The sequence below is a fragment of the Providencia manganoxydans genome (assembly GCF_016618195.1).
Classification (GTDB): Bacteria; Pseudomonadota; Gammaproteobacteria; order Enterobacterales; family Enterobacteriaceae; genus Providencia; species Providencia manganoxydans.
Genome location: NZ_CP067099.1, coordinates 3,201,713 through 3,222,572, shown reverse-complemented (window position 1 = coordinate 3,222,572; position 20,860 = coordinate 3,201,713). Strand labels below are relative to the sequence as shown.

Annotated in this window: 21 protein-coding genes and 1 other annotated feature; of the genes, 7 read left to right on the top strand and 14 right to left on the bottom strand. The window is 41.8% G+C overall.

What is annotated here, in order from left to right; translation table 11 throughout:
• The first annotated feature begins 278 nt into the window (after positions 1-278).
• The 3 genes from udk (at position 279) to asmA (ending at position 3,637) form a co-directional block, all read left to right on the top strand.
• A complete protein-coding gene (gene udk, locus JI723_RS14590) occupies positions 279-923 on the top strand; it encodes a uridine kinase (protein WP_272581040.1) in 645 nt (214 codons plus the stop codon).
• A 45-nt stretch (positions 924-968) separates the two neighbouring features.
• Positions 969-1,550: a dCTP deaminase gene (gene dcd / locus JI723_RS14585; RefSeq protein ID WP_070924956.1), complete on the top strand. Its 582-nt coding sequence runs from the start codon at positions 969-971 to the stop codon at positions 1,548-1,550.
• Positions 1,551-1,783: 233 nt separating this feature from the next.
• On the top strand, positions 1,784-3,637 hold the full coding sequence (gene asmA / locus JI723_RS14580) for an outer membrane assembly protein AsmA (protein ID WP_272581039.1): 1,854 nt from the start codon (positions 1,784-1,786) through the stop codon (positions 3,635-3,637).
• Between the two features lie 50 nt (positions 3,638-3,687).
• Here the strand turns inward: asmA and JI723_RS14575 are convergent, their stop codons facing one another.
• Positions 3,688-4,251, bottom strand: a complete 564-nt coding sequence (locus JI723_RS14575; protein WP_337979535.1) for a hypothetical protein — start codon at positions 4,249-4,251, stop codon at positions 3,688-3,690.
• 195 nt (positions 4,252-4,446) lie between these two features.
• On the bottom strand, positions 4,447-6,018 hold the full coding sequence (locus JI723_RS14570; protein ID WP_070924954.1) for a TerC family protein: 1,572 nt from the start codon (positions 6,016-6,018) through the stop codon (positions 4,447-4,449).
• A gap of 244 nt (positions 6,019-6,262) precedes the next feature.
• On the opposite strand from JI723_RS14570, the gene gndA reads away from it, so the two are divergent.
• Positions 6,263-7,669: an NADP-dependent phosphogluconate dehydrogenase gene (gene gndA, locus JI723_RS14565; protein WP_070924953.1), complete on the top strand. Its 1,407-nt coding sequence runs from the start codon at positions 6,263-6,265 to the stop codon at positions 7,667-7,669.
• A 91-nt stretch (positions 7,670-7,760) separates the two neighbouring features.
• Here the strand turns inward: gndA and JI723_RS14560 are convergent, their stop codons facing one another.
• Positions 7,761-8,393, bottom strand: coding sequence for a lytic polysaccharide monooxygenase (locus JI723_RS14560; protein ID WP_140180580.1), 633 nt, complete (start codon positions 8,391-8,393; stop codon positions 7,761-7,763).
• Positions 8,394-8,723: 330 nt separating this feature from the next.
• Between JI723_RS14560 and JI723_RS14555 the strand changes: the two genes are divergently transcribed.
• A complete protein-coding gene (locus tag JI723_RS14555) occupies positions 8,724-9,917 on the top strand; it encodes a multidrug effflux MFS transporter (RefSeq protein WP_319068781.1) in 1,194 nt (397 codons plus the stop codon).
• 114 nt (positions 9,918-10,031) lie between these two features.
• Entirely contained in the window at positions 10,032-10,664 is a 633-nt protein-coding gene (locus JI723_RS14550) for a CatB-related O-acetyltransferase (RefSeq protein WP_272581036.1), read from the top strand.
• 53 nt (positions 10,665-10,717) lie between these two features.
• Here JI723_RS14550 and JI723_RS14545 read toward each other — a convergent pair whose 3' ends face one another.
• The 10 genes from JI723_RS14545 to hisG all read right to left on the bottom strand — a co-directional run bounded on the left by JI723_RS14545 (position 10,718) and on the right by hisG (position 18,738).
• A complete protein-coding gene (locus JI723_RS14545) occupies positions 10,718-10,960 on the bottom strand; it encodes a glycine zipper domain-containing protein (protein ID WP_070924949.1) in 243 nt (80 codons plus the stop codon).
• A 95-nt stretch (positions 10,961-11,055) separates the two neighbouring features.
• Positions 11,056-11,550, bottom strand: coding sequence for a YbaK/prolyl-tRNA synthetase associated domain-containing protein (locus tag JI723_RS14540; protein WP_070924948.1), 495 nt, complete (start codon positions 11,548-11,550; stop codon positions 11,056-11,058).
• A gap of 104 nt (positions 11,551-11,654) precedes the next feature.
• Positions 11,655-12,266 (bottom strand): bifunctional phosphoribosyl-AMP cyclohydrolase/phosphoribosyl-ATP diphosphatase HisIE, encoded by a 612-nt coding sequence (hisIE, locus tag JI723_RS14535; protein ID WP_272581035.1) that lies wholly within the window; start codon positions 12,264-12,266, stop codon positions 11,655-11,657.
• Positions 12,260-13,036 (bottom strand): imidazole glycerol phosphate synthase subunit HisF, encoded by a 777-nt coding sequence (gene hisF / locus JI723_RS14530; protein ID WP_070924946.1) that lies wholly within the window; start codon positions 13,034-13,036, stop codon positions 12,260-12,262. The genes hisIE and hisF overlap by 7 nt, the downstream gene beginning before the upstream one ends.
• Positions 13,018-13,755 carry a 1-(5-phosphoribosyl)-5-[(5-phosphoribosylamino)methylideneamino]imidazole-4-carboxamide isomerase gene (hisA, locus tag JI723_RS14525; protein WP_140180559.1) on the bottom strand — a complete coding sequence of 246 codons (738 nt, stop codon included), beginning with the start codon at positions 13,753-13,755 and terminating at the stop codon, positions 13,018-13,020. The genes hisF and hisA overlap by 19 nt, the downstream gene beginning before the upstream one ends.
• A 5-nt stretch (positions 13,756-13,760) precedes the next feature.
• Complete coding sequence (gene hisH / locus JI723_RS14520; protein WP_337979534.1) at positions 13,761-14,354, bottom strand: imidazole glycerol phosphate synthase subunit HisH; 594 nt, start codon at positions 14,352-14,354, stop codon at positions 13,761-13,763.
• The gene (gene hisB / locus JI723_RS14515; protein WP_272581034.1) at positions 14,354-15,421 is read right to left on the bottom strand and encodes a bifunctional histidinol-phosphatase/imidazoleglycerol-phosphate dehydratase HisB; all 1,068 of its coding nucleotides are present in this window, start codon (positions 15,419-15,421) and stop codon (positions 14,354-14,356) included. The genes hisH and hisB overlap by 1 nt, the downstream gene beginning before the upstream one ends.
• A 21-nt stretch (positions 15,422-15,442) precedes the next feature.
• The gene (gene hisC / locus JI723_RS14510) at positions 15,443-16,513 is read right to left on the bottom strand and encodes a histidinol-phosphate transaminase (protein WP_319068791.1); all 1,071 of its coding nucleotides are present in this window, start codon (positions 16,511-16,513) and stop codon (positions 15,443-15,445) included.
• Positions 16,514-16,516: 3 nt separating this feature from the next.
• Positions 16,517-17,833 carry a histidinol dehydrogenase gene (gene hisD, locus JI723_RS14505; RefSeq protein ID WP_272581032.1) on the bottom strand — a complete coding sequence of 439 codons (1,317 nt, stop codon included), beginning with the start codon at positions 17,831-17,833 and terminating at the stop codon, positions 16,517-16,519.
• 5 nt (positions 17,834-17,838) lie between these two features.
• Complete coding sequence (gene hisG / locus JI723_RS14500; protein ID WP_272581031.1) at positions 17,839-18,738, bottom strand: ATP phosphoribosyltransferase; 900 nt, start codon at positions 18,736-18,738, stop codon at positions 17,839-17,841.
• 41 nt (positions 18,739-18,779) lie between these two features.
• Positions 18,780-18,908: a sequence feature (His leader region), on the bottom strand.
• A 256-nt stretch (positions 18,909-19,164) separates the two neighbouring features.
• Between hisG and JI723_RS14495 the strand changes: the two genes are divergently transcribed.
• The gene (locus JI723_RS14495) at positions 19,165-19,992 is read left to right on the top strand and encodes an SDR family oxidoreductase (RefSeq protein WP_337979533.1); all 828 of its coding nucleotides are present in this window, start codon (positions 19,165-19,167) and stop codon (positions 19,990-19,992) included.
• Here the strand turns inward: JI723_RS14495 and JI723_RS14490 are convergent, their stop codons facing one another.
• Positions 19,993-20,616: a glutathione S-transferase family protein gene (locus JI723_RS14490; RefSeq protein WP_272581029.1), complete on the bottom strand. Its 624-nt coding sequence runs from the start codon at positions 20,614-20,616 to the stop codon at positions 19,993-19,995.
• Positions 20,617-20,860 lie beyond the last annotated feature (244 nt).

Genomic DNA, 20,860 nt, shown 5'->3' with positions numbered 1-20,860 from the left:
GCTACACTCTAAACGCTTTAAAATATACACTTCTTATGATGGTTTTTATTGATATTTGGCGTTTTTTTAGCTTGTTTGCTTTGCGGTGCTGGAACCTCACGTCATTAGCCTCTATAATTTCGCCAACCATAATTTTTACTTGTCATACTTCAAGTTGTAGCGCCTTGCGTTGAGGCATGGTGATTGCGCTCATTGGTCGCTTAGTTGCACTTCGAATTATTTCGGGTATATGAAGTTATGCATTTCATTTCAGATTTATTTAACCAGGTTACCATTTTATGACTGACATAGCGCATCACTGTACCATTGTAGGTATATCGGGAGCTTCTGCATCCGGAAAAAGCCTTATCGCGAGTACTCTCTATCGGGAACTCAGGGAAAAGGTCGGTGATCATAATATCGGTGTTATACCAGAAGATTGTTATTATAAAGACCAAGCTGATATCCCTATGGAAGAGCGGTTAAAAGTGAATTATGACCACCCAAATTCTATGGATCACAGTCTGCTCTACCAACATCTCAAAGCTCTAAAAAACGGCCAATCCGTTGAAATTCCTCAATATGACTATGTTGCTCATACCCGCAAAGACACCACTATCCATTTCAGACCTAAAAAAGTCATCATTCTTGAAGGGATCTTGTTGCTAACGGATAAACGTTTACGGGAAGAGATGGATTTTTCAATTTTTGTGGATACTCCTCTTGATATTTGCTTGATGCGTCGGATAAAACGTGATGTAAATGAGAGAGGTAGAACACTGGACTCGGTTATTGAACAATATAATAAAACTGTTCGTCCTATGTTCTTACAATTTATTGAGCCGTCGAAGCAGTACGCCGATATTATTGTTCCTCGTGGTGGTAAGAACCGCGTAGCCATTGATATCTTGAAAGCGAAAATCGGCGAATTTTGCCAAGACTAGCCCAAGGGGCTTTAAGGCGACAAAATGATGAAGGGGGATTCTGTCATGCGTCTTTGTGACCGCGATATTATTCAATGGTTGGATGAAGGAAAGTTAGTTATTAACCCTCGTCCACCAATTGAGAGGATCAATGGAGCTACTGCTGATGTCCGTTTAGGAAATCAGTTTCGTGTTTTCCGAGGCCATACCGCCGCTTTTATTGACCTAAGTGGCCCGAAAGATGAAGTTAACGCGGCACTCGATCGCGTGATGAGTGATGAAATCATTCTTAAAGATGATGAGCCTTTTTTCCTTCACCCAGGCGAATTGGCACTTGCAGTCACACTTGAGTCTGTTACCCTGCCTGATAACGTTGTTGGGTGGCTGGATGGACGTTCATCATTAGCACGATTAGGGCTAATGGTGCATGTGACAGCGCATCGAATTGATCCCGGTTGGTGTGGGCAAATTGTGTTAGAGTTTTATAATTCAGGCAAATTGCCACTAGCCCTGCGTCCGGGAATGGTAATTGGTGCATTAAGTTTTGAACCATTATCAGGTAGTGCTGATCGCCCTTATAATAGTCGGCAAGATGCGAAATATAAAAATCAGCAAGGGGCGGTAGGTAGTCGCATTAGCGAAGACTGAGAAGTATAACGGAATTACTATTATGTAACTTTAAGTCATTCAAGATGCAGATAGGCGGCAAGTGAAGCTAGCCGATGAACATGGGTAAATAAAGTGATTCGAGTCGCTGGTACCTTAGTGAAAAATCTGCAACTTGAAGTATGATGAGTATAGGGTAATTCCGTAAATTGCAGGGATAGGTGTAGTGTGAGCCTTTTGTGTGGCGTAGCAGACATAATTTAAGTGAGGGAAGAATGAAACGGTTTCTGACGACACTGGTCATTTTGTTGGTTGTGGTTGTTGTAGGGTTAACCGCATTAGTGATGCTCGTTAATCCAAATGACTTCAGGCAATATTTGGTCGAAAAAGTGGAGAAAAAGAGCGGCTATCAGCTCGATTTCAAAGGTGATATGCGTTGGCATGTTTGGCCGACATTAAGCATTATTACAGGTCCTGTCTCGGTAACCGCTCCAAATGCGAGCCAGCCCGTATTGAGCGCGGAAAATATGCGTCTCGATGTGGAATTATGGCCCTTGCTTTCTCACCGCCTATCTGTAGAGCAAATTGTTTTAGATGGCGCAGTTATTCGTCAAACGCCTGAAAGCGAACCACAAATTAGTACCAATTCACCTATCGCACCTGAAGGTCATCAGCGCACTCCAAGCTCTACAGAAAAAAGCCAATGGTTGCTCGATATTAATCAAGTTGAAGTATCGAATAGTTTGGTGATCTGGAAAACCAAAAACGATGAATACAATTTACGCAATATTGATCTTTCACTGAAAAAAAGTGATGAGCGTAAAATCAAAGCTAAATTTAGCGGTAATTTAAATAAAAATCAGCAAGAGCTCCGCTTTGATGCACAAGCTGAGTTAGATCTTTCTCAATTATCGCATCAAATTAGTGGGCAATTAAGCCAATTTGACTATACCTTTACTGGCGTTGACTTGCCTGAAGGGGGTGTCACGGGGCAATTTACTGCTGATTTTGCTTATCTTAAAGATGATATTGCAACAGCAAACTTAACTAATATTATTATTAAAGCCAATGATAGCGAACTAACGGGTAAGATTAATGCCAAGTTAGGGAATATCCCTGATGTGAATGTACAGCTTTCTTCAACTATGCTGAACCTTGATAAGCTATTAGGTACGCCGCATTCCAATGAAAATACCAGTAATAATAGCGCCAATGAAACAGAGAATTCAGTTAGGGTTGGTGTGAAACCAGTTATATCTGGTAAGCAAACGCAAAAATATGATTTGTCGAATTTAAAATCCTTTACTGCCAATATTAATTTGAATATTGATAATTTGGTATATCGTGGTATGGCAGTCAATGCCGTCAAATTTGTAGCGCAAAATCAAGCGCCTCAATTGGTGATTTCGCAGTTTGAAGGTAAGGCATTTAGCGGGCAGTTTTCACTGCCAGTCACTATTGATTATACCAATGTGCCAGCACAACTCACCGCAAAACCTAATATTCAAAATATCGATCTTACGCCATTATTAAAAGCCTTTAATATGCCTGAGAAGCTCAGCGGTATTGTTACCATTAACGCAGATTTGTCTGGACCCGGTTATGATGATTATGCCGTGAAAAATTTATGGCAAGGGCCGATTAATTTTAGTCTACGCAATGCGCGATTGGCTGGGCTTAATATTCCGTTACTGATCCAGCAGTCTATTTCACGAGTGACCAATAAAATTAATGCGCCAGTGAATACCGGTAATTATACAGAAGTTGAATTGTTCACGGTTAATGGCCGTTTAAATAAAGGCATTATTAATATTGCTTCGATGCAAGCCACCTCACCGTTGATTTCAATTACTGGGCAAGGTTGGGCTAATGTGCCGGCTGAAAGTCTAGATGTTAATTTAGGTGTACAGATTACTCAAGGGTGGGGCGGTGATTCTCGTTTTATCCAGCAATTACAAGCGATGACTATTCCGTTACGTATTTACGGCGGGTGGAATAATCTGCAATATCAACTCAATGTTGAAAAGCTATTGCGTAATGAGTTAAGAAGCCAAGCTAAAGAGGCGATTGGTAACTTTTTGAAGAAAGAAGAAAAGCAAGGGCTAAGTGATTTGTTGAATGCGCTTTGATGATTGTATCCACACTCTGATATGTGAACAGAGTGTGGATTAAGCTAATATTATTGAGTACGCCCTAATAATTTTTGGAGTTGTTTACTCTCATACTGTTCTGTCCGAGATTTTTGCTCATTATTCGAAATTTGTTGACCCAATTTTGCTTTACTGTCTATCTCGCCTATTGAGCTGAGTAACGTCTTTGTAGTACTTATGTCACTGCTAAGTTGTTTTGCTTTACGAGCTTGTGCTTTTGTTTCATTTCCTGCAATCCGAAGCGCATAATTATCTATATCTTTTAATATATTACTTATGTTTTTTTGTATTTTTTCTAAGCGGCCTTTTTTTTCAGTACCCCAGCCTAATGGCAATGACTTATCATTGCTTTGATATTCGCTCACTAAATTTTTTAATGTTTTGATATTATCATTTAATTGTTTAAGATCACCTGTATGAGCCTTTCCTTGTTTAGCTGCTTCTACTTGAGGTTTTTCTATTGGTGAATTACTAGCATTATTTATTGAATTTACAATTGATGCTTTAGTTTCTTCTGTATTTTTTTTTGATATTTGGCCTAACTGGCTGCTATAAATTGCTAATTTATTGTGATCTGAAATAGAAGTAGTCATTCTAACCTCGAGTAATATTATTAAGTTGCTCAAATTATTGAACATCTCAATAGTAAACTCTTGCAAAAAACGCCTTAAGATTATCAATGTTAGCTGGGTATTTTATCGACAAATATTGATTGACGAAAAAACAACAAAAAAATACCGGCCAATCGGCCGGTATTGTGTTTGGCATGAACATACTATCAACAATGATTACTCTTCATCATCGGCATGTCTTTTCGGTGGAATAATCAGTACTTTACTAATACGGTGACTATTAACTTCCAACGCTTGGAAAATGCAGCCATTGATTTCAATTTTTTCACCTTCTTCAGGGATACGCTGAAGGTGTTCCATCAATAGGCCCGCAATCGTTTCATATTCACGTTTATCTTCTAAGTGAATGGGCACAAACAAAATAAGGTCTTCTAACGGCATAAAGCCATTGGCAACCCAATTGCCATCTTCCAATTTTTGAATATCGTGGCGTGAGTCATTGTCTTCCGCCCCTTCAGGCAGGTTACCTGCGATGGTTTCCATTACGTCGGTTAGCGTTACTACGCCCTCAACTGTACCAAACTCATCAACCACAAATGCGAAGTGAGTTTGTGCCTTACGGAACTGTTCAAGCGCTTTTAACAGTGATAACCCTTCAGGGAAGATAAGCGGCTGAGAAATCAGCGCACGTAAATTCAATGGCTGTCCGCTTAACTGTTGTTTCACTAAATCAAGAACATGAACAACACCTACTGGCTCATCATTAATGGTTTCATCAATGACCACAAAGCGCGAATGCGGATTTTTTTCCATCAACTGTAATAAATCACTGGCAGATTTATTGATGTCTAAATACTCCACATCGTGACGAGAAGTCATGATGCTTTCCACGTTACGTTGTGCCATCCCCAAAACACGTGCAATCATTTGGCGTTCTTGTGGGTCAAATACAGATTGATTATCAGCAATTAAGTCTGATGTGCGCGCATCTAACTCAGCGGTTTCATGTTTACCACTTAAAATACGTAATACAGCTTCAGCAGTGCGTTCACGTAGCGGACGACTGCCTTTTAAGAATTTACGGCGATTGAACTGAGCAAATTGGTTCAAAACCTCAATCATGATAGAGAAACCAATCGCTGCGTACAGGTAGCCTTTCGGTATAGCGTAACCAAAGCCTTCTGCCACTAAACTAAAGCCTATCATCAGTAAGAAGCTAAGGCACAAAATAACGATAGTTGGGTGATTATTAACAAAGCTTGTTAATGGTTTACTTGCCCATATCATCAATGCCATTGCAATGGTGACGGCTGCTACCATGACGCCAATATGGTCAACCATACCGACGGCAGTAATCACTGAATCCAGTGAGAATACCGCATCTAGGACGATAATTTGTGCAACCACAGCCCAGAAATTCGATGTTTTTCGTTGGCTATTGGTGTGTTCATCAGCCCCCTCTAGCCGCTCATTTAGCTCCATTGTGGCTTTAAACAGCAAAAATAACCCCCCGATTAGCATGATGAGATCTCGGGCGCTAAATGGGTGATCAAAGAGTGTAATTAATGGCTTGGTGAGTGTAATGAGCCAAGACAAGCTAAAGAGTAAAACAACGCGCATAACCAGTGCGAGCATTAGACCCGTTACGCGGGCGCGGTCACGCAGCTTTTGCGGTAGCTTATCGGCCAAAATGGCGATAAAAACGAGGTTATCAATACCAAGAACGATTTCTAGAACGATTAGGGTGGCAAGCCCCGCCCAAATCGAAGGATCTGCGATCCATTCCATACAGTTTGTTTTACCTTCTAATATGACGGCTTATGCCGACTGATGAATAATGCGGTTTGTTGTCGCAAATATCAATAAGAATTCACGCTTATGAGACGATAATCTATAAATTATGTTCCGTTTGCGCCAACGATTGCATCAATAACTACCCAGCGGAACAAACCTGAGTTAACATGTGATCCTGTTAACAGAATTGTCAGCAATCAGATTGCTGGCGTAGGTCTTAATCAGACAGGAGTTTTTCATGTCAAAGCAACAGATTGGCGTTGTCGGTATGGCTGTCATGGGGCGTAACCTAGCGCTTAATATTGAAAGCCGTGGTTATTCAGTCTCTATTTTCAACCGTTCAAAAGATAAAACGGATGAAGTTATTGCCGAAAATCCAGGGAAAAAATTAGTTCCCAGCTACACGATTGAAGAGTTTGTCGACTCTCTGGAAAAACCACGCCGTATCCTGCTGATGGTGAAAGCGGGTGAAGCAACGGATAAGACGATTGCTGCATTAACTCCGCATCTCGATAAAGGTGATATCCTGATTGATGGCGGTAACACCCTGTATAAAGACACTATCCGTCGTAACCGTGAATTGTCTGAGCAAGGCTTCAACTTTATCGGTACAGGTGTTTCAGGTGGTGAAGAAGGCGCTCTAAAAGGCCCATCTATTATGCCAGGTGGTCAAAAAGAAGCTTACGAATTAGTTGCGCCAATTTTGAAAGAAATTGCCGCTAAAGCCGAAGGCGAACCTTGCGTAACGTATATCGGTCCAGATGGAGCTGGTCACTATGTGAAAATGGTTCACAATGGTATCGAATACGGTGACATGCAGTTGATCGCTGAAGCGTATTCATTACTGAAAGGCTCATTAAATCTAAGTAATGAAGAATTAGCAGAGATTTTTGCTGATTGGAACCAAGGTGAACTTAGCAGCTACCTGATCGAAATCACCGCTGATATCTTCAAGAAAAAAGATGAAGATGGAAAATATTTGGTTGATGTGATTTTAGATGAAGCAGCGAACAAAGGTACCGGTAAGTGGACCAGCCAAAGTTCATTGGATCTAGGTATTCCTGTTACGTTAATCACTGAATCTGTATTTGCACGTTATATCTCTTTCCTGAAAGACCAACGTGTTGCAGCATCTAAAGTTCTAACGGGGCCAGTCCTAAAACCAGTTGAAGGTGATAAAAAACAATTTATTGAGAAGGTTCGTCGTGCTCTGTATTTAGGTAAAATTGTTTCTTACGCACAAGGCTTCCAACAGTTGAAAGCGGCTTCAGATGAATACAATTGGGATCTGAACTATGGTGAGATTGCTAAAATCTTCCGTGCGGGTTGTATTATTCGTGCGCAGTTCCTGCAAAAAATCACTGATGCATACAACGATAACGCGCAAATTGCTAACCTATTGTTAGCGCCATACTTTAAGCAAATCGCTGATGAATATCAGCAAGCTCTGCGTGATGTTGTGTGTTATGGCGTACAAAACGGCATTCCTACACCAACCTTCTCTGCAGCGATTTCTTATTATGATAGCTATCGTGCGGCGGTATTGCCTGCCAACTTGATCCAAGCGCAGCGTGACTATTTTGGAGCTCACACTTATAAGCGTACCGATAAAGAAGGCGTATTCCACACTGAATGGATGGAATAATCGCGAGTATTGATGATTAATTAAATATTGATAAGAGCCTTAGTTTTCTAAGGCTCTTATTTATTTAAGGTATTCATTTTTTTATTAAACATTATTTACTCAAGTTAACATCAATCACTTGATAAAATGCATTTTGTGTATCTGCTATATCCCATGTGGCTAAGATGACATGGTAGCCCTCATGATCCTCAGGTATCTTACAACTAAACGGTATATCAGTTTTTAAAGGTGGTATGGCACCATAGTCATTCCGTTGACAAAATGGGGTTAGATCAAAGGTCGCGCGAGTTAATGGTGCAGATTGATCCCAACCATTTTTAGTAATAAAGAAGCGCCAATTAGTGGTTGAGTGCTGCATAGTCAGAAACCAAGTAAAAGTATTATTACCTGTTTTCATATCAATTTTGTTCCAACGTGTGGGGCTTTGTTCATCTAAGGGAAGAAAACGTTCTATCCCTCCACTGGCTATTTTTCCATCGGGAGGACCAAATTCAGGAAAACCGTTATGGACTTCAATACTTTGTGGTTCATATTCAGCACCGAGTCCACAGTTAAAATTGGTGGGGGTTTTTTGACCTTTATTAAAATCATCATTATAACTACATTGATATGAGCGGCTTTGCGGTACTCTGACATAGCCATGAGCGTTAACCTGAAATGAAGAGACGGCGAATAGTACTCCTAACACACTAGCGTATATTGATGATGCAATTAGATATCTCATAATAACCTCGAATGAAAAGATAAAAAGAAGATTACTTACTGGCGATTAACAAATGTGATGTCATAGCAATGATCTATAACGCCAGTAATCATATTTTTATCATTTTGGGTGACAAAGATATTGAATAGAACTATGCAATATTAATTAAATCTTTATTCAATAATACTTGTATATGAATTGTGCTCATTCAATAGAGGAAATATTTATCTTGTTGTGGCTTTGATTGATAATCTTGATAGAATCATCAGTCGGCTTTTTATTGCAGTAGGGCATCAGCTGCGCTGCTTCCTAACTTATTCTTTGATGCTTATTAATCTAATACTTTATTTTATGCGGAAATTTCTTGTTCTCTTACTGTTGTTGGTACTCCTTAGCCCATTAGCGATCGATTTGTACTTACCGACGATCCCTGCAATTGCCATTGCATTAGGGTCTCCTGAGTCACTGATCCAGTCAACCATTGCGCTGTTTATTCTCATTTTTGGGTTAGGGCAGCTAATCTCAGGACCATTGATTGATCGCTATGGTCGTAAGCCTATCGCCATTATTGGTATTTTTATTTATATCATAGGCTCCTCTGTGGCTGCGTTATCAACGACGGCAGAAATTTTTATTGCGGCAAGAGTGCTGCAAGGGATTGCTGTTTGCTGTACTGGCGTGGTGGCTTTTAGTGGCGTACGAGACCGATTAAATGGCACTGAAGCGGCTCGTGCATTTGGTTTTTTAAACGGCACGTTGAACATTGTCCCTGCACTAGCGCCGCTTTTGGGGGGCTTTCTGGCGGAATATTGGGGGTGGCGAGCACCTTTTTGGTTCTTAGCCCTGTATGCGTTAGTGATTTTAGTGCTAGTGATCGCGTTTTTACCCGAAACACGTCCTGAAAGTTTAAAGGGCGTTAAAAAGCTACAACTGAATCATTATCTGCATATTTTACGCCATAAAAACTTCATGATATTTGCATTGGTTAATGCAGGCAGTATGGGAATGGTATTGACGTATGTTTCTTTCTCTCCAGTTGTGTTAATGGGGGATTCAGGTCTCTCGCCGTTACAGTTTTCTTTAGCATTTGGGGCAAATGGCTTTTGGATCATGTTCGCAAGCTATGTTGCGAATTATTATATTCCGAAGATTGGTCGTCCGAACTGCTTAAAAGCAGGTAGTATTTTTATGGCTGTGGGGTGCTTAGGGCTATTATTCGGTTTAACCTTATTGCCTGCTTCATTGCAAAATCACTGGTTAGCTTATATGTTGCCTGTCGCCTGCGCCTGTACTGGCTTAGCATTTATGATGGGAACAGCGACGAGTTATGCTTTAGAGCCTTTTGAAAAGGAAGCGGGAACGGCTTCTGCGTTAGTTGGCTTTATTCAAATGGCGGTAGGTGCTGCATTGAGTTTGTTAGCAATTTACTCGATGTTGCCTGCGAAATGGGCATTGGCGGCTTTGATGCTATTAGGCTGTGTGATTGCACTCAAAGCAAGAAATACTAGCTTAAAACTAGCAACACAGACTGAGGTTAATAAATGATAAACCCGTTATTAAAGCAGCCTCGAGTGGCTAAAGGTGATGTGTTGTTGAGCGCGAATACATCACCATAGACAGCGTTCTATGGTAATAACTTATCTAATCAGGATTGTTACCATGAATCAAAAACATTGGTCAAAATACCAATTACTTCATGAAGTTGTACAGAACCCAAATATCCATATTAAAGGGCAGCATAGCTATTACAGCGACTGTTGGGATAATGGATTTGAGCAGTCGGTTGTGCGTTATTTGGTTGGAGATGAAGGCAGCCGCGATTGGCAGTTAGCTTGGGATGTCGATCAACTGTATATTGGCGATTATGTGTGCATTGCAGGTGAAACCGTGATTTTGATGGGGGGAAACCACACTCATCGAATAGATTGGTTTTGTTTATATCCTTTTCTTGAACATATTGAAGACGCTTATATCGGTAAAGGCGATACAGTGATTAGCGATGGCGTTTGGATTGGTATGCGAGCGATGATCATGCCAGGTATCCATATTGGTGAGGGAGCCGTGATCGCGGCCAATAGTGTGGTGGTTAAAGATGTAGAGCCATATACTATTGTAGGCGGTAATCCTGCAAAACCAATTGGTCAACGTTTCTCGACGGGTATTATTACTGATCTGCTTGAGATGAAAATCTATGATTGGCCAGAAGAGCAGTTCACTGCCTTAAAACCTTATTTGTGTGGTTCAGATATCGCAGCATTAAAAGCGGCACTCATTAAATATCAAACTCAATAATACGATGACTCATAGGGAATGATTATGCATCATTCCCTTTTGCGTATTTAAAATTATTTTTTACCGACTAAGTAGCCAAACACAAAACCTATACCTGCGGCAACGGTAGCAGCGGCGAGGGGGTTATTTTTTACTGTATCTACTGCACTATTTAATGTGTCACAGCCTTGAGCTGCACATTGGCGTATTGAACCTTTAATTTGATGTTCTGTGGAGCCTGTTGCTTCACCGTAGGTTTGTTCTGCTGCACCTGCGGCTTCTCTTGCTTTATTTTCTGCTTTATCGAATAAGCTCATTATATTCTCCTTAATAGTCAATAGTCGCTATTATTAAGTGTAGCAGCCTCATAATATCTTGTGTGCTTTTTACTTAAACTGAGTCAGCTTTACATTCATTCTTCAATACGGATAAATTCAACTAGCGTTGGATTTGCGACTTTTTGATAATCTTCAGTATTTAGAATAATTGAACGTTCAAGTGTTCCCGCATTAAAAGCGAGTTCATCGAAACGTACAAACAATAGAGGATCAGCAATCAATTTAAGTGATGGATGAAAGCTAAAAGGGGGGATGGCACCGAAAACGCATTGGGTCAGTTCATCGACTTCTTTTGGGCTAGCAAGTGATGCACGTGTCCCACCAATTGCATGGGCTATTTTACTTAAATCTGCTTGTTTATCAGCGGGTAAAATGGCGAGTACATGTTGGCGAATACCATTGCCTTTGACGTGGCACACGAGACCTTTCGCCCCTTGGCCCAATTGGGTTCCGCGAATTTTAGCGACTTCTTCTGATTTTCCTGCCGTTGAATGCTCCATAACACGGTATCTCGCATTATGTTGATCAAGCAATTGTGTTAATTGATTAAAAATAATGTTTTCTGACATGATGCCTCTTTTCTTTTAAATCAGACTGATAGAATGATAGCAAGTCAGAGGTTATATACAACTTGGTTTGATGAGCAGCCCGTAAAAACGAGCTGCCTTGGCGCTTATTGGTGGCGTTCTTTCAAACGGTTAATAATAGTGGATAAATCAAGCTCTTGATCTTGCAGTAGTACTAGCAAGTGATACATCAAATCTGCGGCTTCATTGGTCAGTTCGGCGCGATCGTTGACCGTTGCAGCCAGTGCTGTTTCAACGCCTTCTTCGCCGACTTTCTGAGCAATGCGTTTGGTTCCACTTGCATATAAACGGGCGGTGTACGAACTTTCAGGATCCGCTGTTTTACGTGATTTTAATAATGTTTCTAGCTCAAATAAGAAACCCCAATCTGTTTGTGCAGGTGCAAAACAGCTTTCGGTACCATTATGACAAGTAGGGCCAATTGGCTGCACTAAAGCTAATAGAGTATCACTGTCACAATCAGGGTAAATATCCACTAAATTGAGGAAGTTCCCCGAGGTTTCGCCTTTCGTCCATAAGCGTTGTTTGGTTCTTGAGTAAAAGGTGACTTTGCCACTGTTTAGGGTTGTTTGCAACGCTTCAGGGTTCATGTAGCCTAGCATCAGTACATCACCTGATGTTGCATGCTGTACCACGACAGGCATTAGCCCATCGACTTTTTGCCAAGCGAGTTGGTCACATTGTTGTTTAGTTAACATACTCTAATTTGAACTCCATTTTCTGCAAGGTACTGCTTTAATTCACCAATATTAATAATTTGCTTATGAAAAACTGATGCAGCGAGTGCGCCATCAACGCCAGCGTCGGCAAAGGCATCAAGGAAGTGCACCATTTCTCCAGCACCGCCGGAAGCAATTAATGGAACTTGGCAAACTTCACGAACTTTTTTCAGTTGTACCAAGTCGTAACCTTGGCGTACACCGTCTTGGTTCATCATGTTTAAAACGATTTCACCTGCACCGCGTTGTTGTACTTCAGTAACCCAATCTAACGTTTTCCAACGCGTTTGGGTGGTACGTTTTTCATCGCCAGTAAATTGATAGACCAAATAATCATTGGTTTCTTGATCGAACCAAGTGTCGATACCGACAACAATGCATTGTACTCCAAAGCGATCGGCTAGGCGGCTAATGAGTGTTGGATCGGACAGCGCAGGGGAGTTAATGGAGATTTTGTCGGCCCCAAAAGATAATATTTGAGCTGCATCTTCAACACTTTTTATGCCACCTGCAACACAAAATGGAATATCAATCACTTCAGCGACTTTTGATACCCAGCTTTTATCAACCACCCGACCATCAGATGACGCGGTGATATCGTAAAAAACCAGTTCATCTGCACCTTCTTGGGCGTAGCGCTGAGCTAGAGGGACGATATCTCCAATAATTTCATGGTTACGGAATTGTACACCTTTTACGACCTGCCCATCACGAACGTCCAAACAAGGAATTATGCGTTTTGCCAACATTCGATTGCCTCCGCAACGGTAAATTTGCCTTCAAGTAGTGCGCGACCGACGATCACCCCAGCAGCCCCTGATGAAGGGATCTTCGCGATATCTGCTAAACAGCCAATACCACCGGAGGCTTGTAAAGCAATATCAGGGTATTGTTGGCTGATTTCTTGATATAGGTTGACATTAGAGCCAGTCAAAGTGCCATCTTTAGAAATATCGGTACATAGCACATGTTTTAAGCCATAGGGCTGATACATTTCAATCGCTTGCTCTAGAGATAAATTGGAGTTTTCTTGCCAACCACTGATCGCAATCTCTTTTACACCTTGCTGATTGATACGGACATCCAGTGCCAATACAATCGCTTCACCGCCATAACGCTCGAACCATGTTTTCACAAGCTCAGGTTGTGTGACAGCGGTTGAGCCGATCACCACACGGGTTGCACCGGCTTCCAATAGGGCTTTGACGTCTTCTTCACTGCGAATACCCCCCCCCACTTGTACTGGGACAGAAACCCCTGCGAGTAATTTTTTTAATAGCGTTATTTGGCGCTTTTGTGGATCTTTAGCACCTGTTAGGTCAACAAGGTGTAATAACTTAGCGCCTTGCTGTTCATATTGTTGTAAACGTGGGAGCGGGTCGTTGCCATAATCGGTTTGCTTGGCATAATCACCTTGATGTAAGCGAACAACGTTGCCATCAATTAAGTCTAAAGCTGGAATGATCATCTCAATTACATCTCCAAAAAGTTTTGGATCAGGCGTGAGCCTGCGACTCCAGAGCGTTCTGGGTGAAATTGAACGCCATAAAAATTATCTTGATTTACCGCACTACTAAATGGGTTACCGTATTGGGTTTGCGCGATAGTTTGGTTAGAAATTGGCATTGAATAGCTGTGCACAAAGTAAAAATAAGCATTATCGTTGATGCCTTTAAAGAGTGGATGGCCAGCCTGCGGTTTCACTTGGTTCCAACCACTGTGTGGGACAGGTAAACCGTTTGCATCCATTTTTTGCACAGGGCTATCAATCAAGCCTAATAATGGGATCGGTTCTTTGCCTTCTTCACTGACACTACCCATTAATTGCATGCCTAAACAGATACCTAAAACAGGTTGAGTCAGTGCTTTAATTAAAGGGACCAGCTCGCGTTGATGGAGTTGGTCCATCGCTGCACTTGCTGTGCCAACTCCGGGAAGAAAGACTTTATCCGCCTGTAAGATAGTATTGGTATCACGGCTAATTTGTGGGTTGTAACCTAAACGTTTTACCGCATAAGCCACTGATGATAAGTTGGCACAACCGGTATCTAAAATCACCACGTTCATCACAGAACCCCTTTCGAACTCGGTAATGTATCGCCTTCGACGCGGATAGCTTGGCGCAATGTGCGTCCAAATACTTTAAATAAGCTTTCTGCTTTGTGGTGATCGTTTTTACCTTTGGTTTTCAAGTGGAGAGTACAGCCCATGGCGTAGGAAAGAGAGCTGAAAAAGTGCTCGATCATTTCTGTGCTTAAATCGCCGACACGTTGGTATTTGAATTCAGCTTTATATTCAAGGTGAGGGCGGCCTGAGATATCTAGCGCACAACGTGCTTGGCACTCATCCATTGGCAAAACGAATCCAAAGCGGGCGATACCACGTTTATCACCTAATGCGAGACGCAGTGCTTCTCCAAGTGCTAAACCGGTATCTTCTACAGTGTGGTGATCATCGATAAATAAGTCGCCTTTGACTTCGACATTGAGTCGGAAGCCACCATGGGTGGCGATTTGATCTAGCATATGGTCAAAGAAGCCAACGCCAGTGTTGATTTTGCTTTCACCTTCTCTGTCTAACCAAACTTCCACATTGATATTGGTTTCTTTGGTGACTCGCTCTACCTGTGCATGGCGGTCACGTTGGGTTAATTGTTTGGTAATAGCCTGCCAATTAAGTGATTCAGGGTGATAACGCAAACCTTTAATCCCCATATTTTCGGCCAGTTGGAGATCCGTTTCACGATCACCAATCACATAACTATTCGCAGGATCGAGTTGGCCTTCCGTCAGGTACTCTTTAACTAATCCAAGTTTGGGTTTACGGCATTCGCAGTTATCAGCAGGTTTATGAGGGCAAATTAACACTTCATCAAATGTGATACCTTGCGATTCGAAAACTTGCATCATTAAGTTGTGTGGTGGTTCAAAATCAGCGGTAGGGAAGCTATCCGTACCAAGTCCGTCTTGGTTGGTAACCATGACTAAGCGGTAATTGGCTTTTTGTAATGCCAGTAAACTTGGGATCACGGCTTTTTCAAATGCTAATTTGCTGAGGCTATCAACCTGAAAATCGCTAGGTGGCTCAGTGATCAATGTTCCATCACGGTCAATAAAAAGTATTTTTTGGCTCATGAGTATTTCCTATTTTCAGATTTAGCAAAGTGCTTCGATAGCTTCAATGACACGAACATTTTCAGTTTCTGTGCCGATCGTGATGCGTAAACAGTTAGTTAATCCCAATTGTTTGCTTTGGTCACGTAAAATAATGCCTTGCTCCCAGAGGGCTTTAAATACCTTATTAGCCTCAGTAAAACGCACTAAAATATAATTGGTTTCACTTGGATAAACCTTTTCGACGATAGGTAACTCACTGAGAGCCTCTGATAGCGCAATTCGATTATCCGTGATAGTGGCAACGCGATGTTTCATGGTTGCAATACCTTCGATGCTGAGTGCTTGTGCGGCGATCGTGGCAACTGGGGTTGATAATGGATAGGGCGCAATCACTTTTAGGAGGATTTCAATCACATCAGCAGATGCTAACGTGAAACCGCAACGTAGCCCTGCTAGCGCGAAAGCTTTTGATAATGTTCTGAGTACCACAAGATTCGGGTAATTAGCTATCCAGCTAGCCACACTGTATTGTGGACAAAATTCAATATAAGCTTCATCGACGACAACTAATGCACGCTCAGCCGCCATTTCGAGCACCTGAACAAGATCTTTATTATCGATAATGTTGCCGGTTGGGTTATTTGGACTGCAAATATAAATCAGTTTTGTATTTTGTAAATTGTCGCGAATAGCATCGATATTCAGTGACCAATCAGGCATCGAAGGAATTTTTTTCTGCTCGACACCAAATGTCTCTGCGCTCACGCTGTACATGCCGTAGGTTGGCGGGCAGAACATCACCGCATCTTTGCCTGGTTCGCAAAATGCGCGGATCAGCAGTTCGATTGATTCATCAGCACCACGGCAAACTAACACTTCTTCGGGTGAAACGCCTGCATAAGCGGCATAATTAAGAATAACATTGGCTGGCTGACATTCAGGATAACGATTTAGGTTACGTTCATTAAACTGAAAGTCTGGCGCAGTAGGGTACTCGTTAGCATTAAGCCAAACATCACCGTTACCACCTAAACGACGAGCAGACATATAGGGTGTCATTTCTTTAACATTGCTGCGCGCAAGACTGGCTGCTTTAAACAGTTCGCTCATGACTTACTCCTGATTTTGTTTTTTTAGTTCGGTGACGCGTAAGGTCACAGCATTTTTGTGGGCAGTTAAACTTTCTGCCTGCGCTAAAGTTTCAATGGTGGTTGCTAGCCCTAATAGTCCTTGTGGTGACAGCTTTTGGATGGTCATGCGTTTCATAAAATCTGCCAACCCAAGGCTTGAGTATGTCGATGTATAACCGTATGTTGGTAACACATGATTAGTACCTGAAGCATAGTCACCGGCTGATTCAGGTGACCAATCTCCCACAAATACTGAGCCGGCACTGCTTATGTTATCGACTAAATCATCTGCATTACGCGTTTGTAAAATCAAGTGTTCAGGACCATAGCGATTACTAATAGCAACACATTGTTCAATTGAATCAGCGATGATGACACGGCTGGCGTTTAATGCTGCTCTAGCGATATCTGCACGCGATAGTTCCGCGAGCTGTTTTTCAGTTTCATCAATAACGCGTTGTGCAAATTCTGCGCTATCGGTTAATAAAATAACTTGTGAATCAGGGCCATGTTCGGCTTGTGATAACAAGTCAGATGCGGTGAATGCAGGGTTTGCTTGGCTGTCTGCGATGACTAAGACTTCAGATGGACCCGCAGGCATATCAATCGCAGCACCTTCATGGCTCTGGCTGACTTGGCGTTTGGCTTCTGTGACATAGGCATTACCGGGGCCAAAAATTTTATCAACCGGAGGAATACTGTCAGTACCAAAAGCCATTGCGGCGATGGCTTGCGCACCACCGACTTGATAAATATCACTGATCCCACATAATTTTGCCGCATATAATATTTCATCAGCAATCGGCGGTGGAGAGCACAAAATAATTTGTCGACAGCCTGCAATATTTGCAGGGGTACCAAGCATCATCACGGTTGAAAGTAATGGTGCTGAACCACCAGGAATGTATAAACCAACCGCATCAATGGGTCGTGTGACTTGTTGGCAAACGACACCTGATTGTGTTTCAACACGGATCACTTCAGGTTTTTGCGCTTCATGAAAGCGACGGATATTACCAATTGCAGTTTTCATCGCGACTTTTATGTCATCGCTAAGACGCGCTTCGGCTTGTTCAACGGCATCGCTTGAAACACGGATAGTTGAAATTGTCGTTTTATCAAAACGTTGGCTTAACTCAATTAAAGCGTTATCACCATCAGCTTTGACTTGTTCAATAATTTGCCTGACCGCATTTTCAATATTATCTGATGCAGCAATTGCGGGGCGGGTGAGTAAGGCTTTTTGTTCATCAGCGTTACAGTCAGACCAGCGAATTGGTTGGTTAAATCCCATTTTCATGCCGATTACTCCATCATTTTTTCAATTGGCAGAACCAAAATGGAGCTTGCTCCTAATGCTTTGAGTTTTTCCATGGTTTCCCAGAACAAGGTTTCGCTACTGACCATGTGCATTGCAACACGATTTTGATCACCGGCTAATGGCAGTAGTGTTGGACGTTCCGCACCCGGTAGCAAGGCAATGATTTCGTCTAAACGTTCACTTGGCGCGTGCAACATAATATATTTTGATTCACGCGCTTGGATAACACCTTGAATACGCGTCATCATCCGGTTAATTAATTGCTGCTTATCAGCGGACATTTCGCCATCACGTTGGATTAAGCAGGCTTTTGAACGGTAGATCACTTCCACTTCTTTTAAGCCATTGGCTTCTAATGTTGCACCTGTTGAGACGAGATCGCAGATAGCGTCTGCAAGGCCGGCACGTGGGGCGACTTCAACAGAGCCATTGAGTAAGCAGGACTTAAATTGAATGCCTTTTTCATCGAAGTAACGTTTTAGTAAGTGCGGATAGGATGTTGCAATACGTGCTCCATTTAAACATTCAGCGCCTGTATAATTGAAATCGAGAGGCGCAGCTAACGAGAGGCGACATGCACCGAAATCAAGGCGACGCAGTGTTTTATAGGAAGGGGTATTGCCCTGTGCAAGGCGGCTTAATAGTTCTTCTTCTAATACGTTTTCACCGATGATCCCCAAGTCAACTACGCCATCCATTACCAGTCCTGGAATATCATCATCTCGCACTCGAAGTAAATCAATAGGCATATTTTCTGCATAAGCAATCAGTCGTTGTTGTTGTAAATTAATTTTAATACCACAACGTGCCAACAGTTCTCTTGAATCATCGCTCAAACGACCTGATTTTTGGATGGCAATTCTTAATCGTGATTTGTCTAACATAATTTTACCCTGCTTATCTTGTAATAATTTTTTGATTAATAATAAAAAAACCCTCGGAAGTTTATCTTCCGAGGGTTTTCTCTATTTCGCATTTCAGCCACCGGAAGAGTCGTTGATCGTCTTCCAGCACACATCGCCCGAAAGACTAATCAGGATGATGGTGATGATGATGGTTGCGAGAAATACGATTCATAATAGCTTCCGTTACCTAGATTGTTAGTTTTTGTCAGTTGCTTAAACATTCACTAGGTAACAACCTATCCGATTTAGTGATCACAATGCAACCCTTTTTTTCAAAATAATCAATAATTGTTGGTAGTGAGTAGTTTCGTAGTGAATAATTGCAAAAATAATAGGTTCGGAAGTTAAAAGATTTTTCGTTATGCTAATAGCAAATAAATGCCTATGAGTGGGGAGTGGTTATAGATGAAAAAGGTCACAATTATTGGATTAGGTTGGTTAGGGTTACCGCTTGCAAGAGCCTTAATAGAAGATGGAATTGAAGTATCTGCAACCAAGACCACTTCTGACGGGGTTGCTGCGGCACGTGCGATTGGCATTGATTGCTACCCTTTGCAGTTAACCGCTGAATTAGAGTGTGAGCCTGATGATTTACAGCAATTAATGGAGGATTCAAATGCGTTAGTGATCTTACTTCCTCCGTCAAAAGTCAATGTAGAACGTTACGTTGAAGCCATTAGTTTATTGGTTGATACCGCAATCACGTTTCACATTCCTCGCGTCATTTTTACGTCATCGACATCAGTTTATGGGCAAGCCGTTGGTGAAATAGATGAATCAAGTGAAAGGCAAGCGGAAACCGCATCTGCTCAAGCACTTATCGACGTGGAAGATTGGTTACATGGGTTGCCTAATATTGCTGTCGATATTTTACGTTTAGCGGGCTTAGTTGGGGAAAATCGCCATGCTGGACGTTTCCTTGCAGGTAAAAAATCCCTCAAAGGAGCAGCCCAACCCGTTAATATTGTTCATCAAGATGATGTAATCGCGGCGATCCAATTATTGCTTCAGCAGCCTCAAGGTGGCCATATTTATAATCTTTGCGCTCCAGAGCATCCACAACGCGATCAATTTTACCATCAAGCATCGCAATTATTGAATTTAGAGCTTCCTGAATTTATTGAAGAGACTGAGGTTGATAAAGGTAAGGTGGTAAACGGCAATCTTATCTGTGAGGAGCTTGGGTTTGAATATCAATATCCAAACCCAATGCAAATGCCTATGAGTCTTTAATTACTTCAAAGGGATCAAAACAATTTTTTGAAACGCCGGACGCGTTTTTAATTGGTTAAACCAGCGCTCTAAATGAGGAAACTCAGGGCGCTCGGTAACAATTTCATGCCATGGGTAGAAAAGGGGGGCAATTGCGATATCCGCAATACCAAAATTTTGTCCATTAAAGTAAGGTTGAGTGGCGAGTGCATCATCAGCAATCGTCAGTAGCTTTTCAATATTGTGATAGATGACCCGAGCTGTTTCTGGATCGCGCTCATCAACTGGAACACGGACAATTTTATTCATCATTTGTTTGATATTATCGAATAAACTACCACAACCCCAGTCCATCCACTTATCTGCCGCTGCTTTCGCTTGAATACCTTGTGCGACTAATAAGTGAGATTGATCAAACTTTTCCGTAAGATAACGTAAAATGGCATTGGATTCCCACAGGGTAAAGTCATCATCCTGTAGAGTTGGGATGGTGCTATTGGGATTCATTTTCTTATATTCAGGTGTGTCAAGTCCGCCAAATGGGCCACCGACATCTTTTTGGTTATAAGCAACATTGAGTTCTTCAAGGCACCAAAGGACTTTTTTGACATTTGAAGAGTTTTTACGACCCCATACAGTTAACATAATTTGCTCCATGATTTTATGTTTTGTTGTTTATACTCGTCATACTTCAAGTTGCAGCTTTGTTGACTACGTTCACTCACGCCGGTCACATAGTTATCTATGCTCCTAGCGACTCGTTCGCTTGTCGCCTAGCTGCCCCTCGAATTATTTAGAGTATATGTTCAAATCATTTGTACCTTAAATAAGATAGATGAGATCGTATCATAGCAACAATCTCTATTTACCCTCAGTGGCTAAATTGGGT